This is a genomic window from Ruegeria sp. BHSC223, assembly GCF_059613025.1.
Map to the genome: position 1 here is coordinate 1 of NZ_JBXWRR010000032.1, position 4,569 is coordinate 4,569.

Here is a 4,569-nt window from a genome sequence, read left to right on the forward strand (position 1 = left end):
ATGGACGGCAAGATCGAGATCGACCCGATGATCACCCACACGCTGAGCCTGGACGAGATCAACAAGGGCTTCGACCTGATGCACGCGGGCGAAAGCATCCGCTCGGTCGTGATATACTGAAACCAACCCGGCGCCCGGAAACGGGCGCCGGGCGAAACTTGCAACGACATTGATGCCTCAGGGTCAAAAGGCGTTGTTTGAGTTGCCGATCTTTCCGTGCGACCAGATCAAGAGCTGGATGCACAAGACAGGAACGGGTCGGCTCAGATGCCCTTGGACATTTTCGACTATATTATTGTCGGCGCCGGATCGGCGGGCTGTGTTCTGGCTGACCGGCTGTCCGCATCGGGCCGCCACAAGGTTCTGCTGATAGAGGCTGGCGGCAGCGACCGGCGGTTCTGGATCAAGGTGCCGCTTGGATATGGAAAGACCTTCAACGACGCGCGTGTGAACTGGCGCTACATGGCTCAGCCCGACCCGGGCCTGAACGGGCGCAGGGCGTATTGGCCCCGGGGCCGGGTAGTCGGTGGATCGAGTTCGATCAATGCGATGGCCTATCTGCGTGGCCTGCCGCAGGATTTTGACGATTGGGAGCGGGCCGGTGCCAAGGGCTGGAATTGGGATAACGTGCGCCGCACCTACGAGGAGATCGAAACGCAGACCGGACCAGAGGGCGACATCGGAAACGGGCCGCTTGTCGTCAGCGATGTCGGTACACGAATGCACCCGTTTTCCGAGCATTTCCTTTCAGCAGCGCGACAGATGGGCTGGGCCATATCCCCAAACTTGAATGGGAGCGATGCCGAAGGGATGACCCGGCTGCGCGGAACCTTACGCGCAGGACGCCGATGGTCGGCCGCGGATGCCTTTCTGAGGCCCGCTCTTAAACGGGGAAATCTGCGGTTGGTCTCAGCTGCGTTGGTCGAGCGGGTTCTGCTGGAAGGCGCGCGCGCTACTGGCGTTCGTTACCGCCAAGGTGGCGCTATCACAACCGTACACGCCCGACGCGAGGTTATCCTGTCTGCGGGCGCAATAAACTCTCCGCAACTCTTGCAGCTGTCCGGAATCGGCCCGGCACACCTTCTGAAGCAGCATGGGATCAAAATCGTACACGATCTCCAGCAGGTCGGTCAGGGGTTGCAGGATCATCTTGGCCTCTCACATTACTACCGTGCGAACGCGGAAACGCTGAACAACCGGCTTGGGAGCTGGCGGGGACAGATGGTCGCCGGGTTGCAATACCTTCTGACCCGTAAGGGGCCACTCAGCCTGCCGGTAAACCAGATCAGCGGCTTCGTTCGGTCGCACGAAAGTATCCCGACGGCGGATATACAGATTTATTGCAACCCGATGTCCTATGTAACGGATACCCTGGGGAATACCGGAATCGACCCTGAACCGGGTTTCCTGCTCTGCGCACAGCCGTGCCGCCCGACCAGCCGGGGTCATATTCGAATAGCCTCGGCCAATCCAGACACCGCGCCTGAGATCCAGCCGAATTCTCTAGCCACCGAAGCCGACCGCCAATTGGCAGTCCGAGCCAGCCACATCTTGCGCAGCCTTGCGCAAACACCCGCGATCCGCGCAGTAACGCAAGACAGGCTGACCCCCGATATCGTATCTATGTCGGACGAGGAGATGCTAGAGAATTTTCGCTCACGCGCCAGCACCGTCTTTCACCCGACTTGTACGTGCCGAATGGGTACCGATCCCTCCAATTCGGTTCTAGATTCAAGTCTGCGGGTGCATGGTATAACAGGGCTGCGCGTCGCAGATGCGTCGGCGTTTCCCAATATCACGTCCGGCAACACCAACGCGCCGGTGATGATGCTGGCCGCGCGGGGAGCGGCGTTGATATTGGAAGATACGAAGTAGTGGCCGGAACCATTTGGACCCCTCGGCCCGAGGTCAACGTGATAGCGGCTCCTCCGTTTCTTCGTCAGGAGCCTCCACCGCATCTTCAACCTCCTCCTGATCGGACTCGGCGTCGACCTCGTCTGCCTCATTAGAGCGCTGTTCGATCGCGCCGACGATCAGAGGCAGCATGTTCGCAGTGGTCACAGCGCTCGTATCGGTGACCTGCGGTGCCCGCCAGCTGAGCGTGTCAAAGCTGTTGCAATGGACACAGACCGGCGCCCATGCGGCATGGATATGCTGGCAGTTATCGCAAACCCATTGCGGCCCACGCGGCGCGGTCAACGCGCGCGCCAGCCAGCCCTGCACCACCGCGTCCGAGGCGCCCTCGCCCCGCTCGATCGCGGCCATCAGCGTATAGGCGCGCGCATCGGGGGCGTGTTCCAGCAGATCGCCCAGCGCCCGGCGCGCCTCGGGGAAATCCTCGGCGACGATGTTCAGTTCGGCCATCATCAGACGGGTTTCGGCATGCTGCGGATGTGCCTTGGCCAAGGCGCCAAAGCGTTTGATCCGCGCGGCGGGGGTCTCGTCCGGCGCGATCTCGGCAAAGGCATGGGCCAGATCGGGATGCGGCTGTACCTGCCAGGCCTTGGTCAGAATCTTGGCCGCATTCTTTGGTTTGCCCTTGGCGATATGGGCGCGCGCAGCCATGGCCGCCGCCGGGATCAGGTCGGGGGACAGGCGGTTGGCCTCGATGGCGCGTTCCTGTTGGTCGATACTTGCAGTCTCGGACAACAAATCGCGTGCCTCCGACAGCGCCAGCACCGCATCGCGGCGCTTGTACACGTCTCGCGGCAGCGTGCCCGTCTTCAGCTTCGAGGTCAGAGTTGCCCGCGCGCCGGCCCAGTCCTGCGCCCGCGTCTGCAGCGTCAGCAGCACGTCCTGGGTTTCTTCGTGGCGGGGTTTCAGTGCCAGCGCCTTTTCGGCCAGCTTGCGGGCGGTCTCGTCATCGCCCTCGGCCAGCTTCTGCTTCATGATCCCGCGCACCCCGACAAAACGGGTGCTCTGATCGGTGACCAGCTTGCGATAGGTTTCGGCCGCCTTCTTGGTATCACCGGTCATCTCGGCCGCCTGCGCCACCAGCAGATTGGTCAATTCGGGTTTCTGCAACAGCTTCTCGGCGCGCGCGGCCTTGGACATGGCAAGACGCCCCTCGCCCGAGGCCAGCGCCATCAACCCTTCGGTCAGCGCCTGATAACCGCGTCGTTCACGCCCCCGGTCGAAATAGCGCGACAGGGCAGTTTCATCACCATTGAGGAATTTCAGCGCGGCGATGAGCAGCGTCAAAAGCTTGAAGAACAGCCAGACCGCCACCACCAGCAGCCCGAACCCGATCACCGATTGCAGCGGTCCCAGCGTGTATTCGGTGCCTGCGACGGTGATCTGAACACCGCCGCTTGCCTCCATCAGGAAACCGGCGCCCAGTGCCAGCAATGCGATGATCGCGACGAAAACCAGGATCTTGAGCAATGACCACAGCATGGGCTGTCCTTCAGTTCGAGTTCAGGCTTTGCGCCAGCGTATCCGCTGCCGCAATCGCTTGGTGGCGGCTGCTGGCCTGGGCAACCCAGTCAGCAAGGGCCGCCTGCGCCGTCTCGGGCAAGCCCGCGACAAGATCAAGCGCCGATGCCAGATCGCCAGAGGTCACCGCCGCCTCGGCCCGCGACAGTACCGCGTCGGGGTCGTCTCCTGCGCGGGGCGTGACCGAGCGGGCGCCGGTCTGGCGTTCCAGGAAGGCAAGAAGACCGGTTCCCTTGGTCGTTTCCCGCAGGTCGGCGAGCGCGGCCCGGGCGGCGGGCGGGAAGGTGTCACGCAACACAGCCAGCGAGGCGACTCCGTCGGCGGCCGGGCCGGACAATGCCGCGGGGATGTCGAGCCCGGCAGCGGTCAGCGCCGCCAGCGGTTCGGCATAGGGTGCACCGGCCTCAAGCTGGCCACGCAGTTGCGCCAGAGCACCGCGATTGGCGGCCAGTTGCGCATCGGCGGCGGCGGTTGCCTTCAGCGCCTGCGCATCGGCCACCATCTGTTCGACCTCGGCACGTTGCGCCGCCAGCGCCTCGCGCGTGCGGGCCAGTTCGGCCTCGTAGGCGGCAACCACCTCGGGCGAGGCGCCTTCGGCCACCGGGCGGGTTTCGATCTCGGACAGGCGGGAAGCCAGCGCCGTCAGGTCCTGAGCTTGGCTATCGGTACGGGTGGTCAGATCCTTGGCAGTGGAGGCAAGCGGTGCAAGTTGCGCGGAGAGATCGCCCAGTTGTGCGGACAGGCCCGAGATATCGGGCATTTCGATCTTGCCGAGATCGGATTTCAAGGCACTCAGCGCTGCCTGCTGCTGATCAAGTTTCGATTGAAGCGCAGCGATAGCCTCGGCGCCGTCTGATGCGCGCAGGCCTGGCGGCAGCAGAGGGTCGATCAGGTCGGCACGTCCGGCCAGAAAGCCCAGCACTGCCGCGACAACGCCACCGATCAGCGCCGGGGCGAAACCACCACGACGCGCGTCGGCCTGTGGCGCAGGCTGTGGGTCATGCTCGGGCGCGTGGGTAGCTTCGGCTTCGGCTTCGGCTTCGGCTTCGGCTTCGGCTTCGGCTTCGGCTTCGGCTTCGGCTTCGGCTTCGGCTTCGGCTTCGGCTTCGGCTTCGGCTTCGGCTTCGGCTTCGG

Annotated in this window: 3 protein-coding genes and 1 pseudogene; 2 read left to right on the plus strand and 2 right to left on the minus strand. The window is 63.7% G+C overall.

Annotation, left to right across the window (positions count from 1 at the left end; genetic code table 11):
• Both AC2FNY_RS20905 and AC2FNY_RS20910 read left to right on the plus strand, forming a co-directional pair.
• A pseudogene (locus AC2FNY_RS20905) lies at window positions 1–120 on the plus strand (S-(hydroxymethyl)glutathione dehydrogenase); the annotation flags it as partial.
• Between the two features lie 147 nt (window positions 121–267).
• Window positions 268–1,875 carry a GMC family oxidoreductase N-terminal domain-containing protein gene (locus AC2FNY_RS20910; RefSeq protein ID WP_234165193.1) on the plus strand — a complete coding sequence of 536 codons (1,608 nt, stop codon included), beginning with the start codon at window positions 268–270 and terminating at the stop codon, window positions 1,873–1,875.
• Between the two features lie 33 nt (window positions 1,876–1,908).
• Here AC2FNY_RS20910 and AC2FNY_RS20915 read toward each other — a convergent pair whose 3' ends face one another.
• Window positions 1,909–3,396 carry a heme biosynthesis protein HemY gene (locus AC2FNY_RS20915; RefSeq protein ID WP_496803640.1) on the minus strand — a complete coding sequence of 496 codons (1,488 nt, stop codon included), beginning with the start codon at window positions 3,394–3,396 and terminating at the stop codon, window positions 1,909–1,911.
• Between the two features lie 10 nt (window positions 3,397–3,406).
• Window positions 3,407–4,569 (minus strand): hypothetical protein (locus AC2FNY_RS20920; RefSeq protein WP_496803641.1); only part of this gene is annotated, 1,163 nt, incomplete at its 5' end.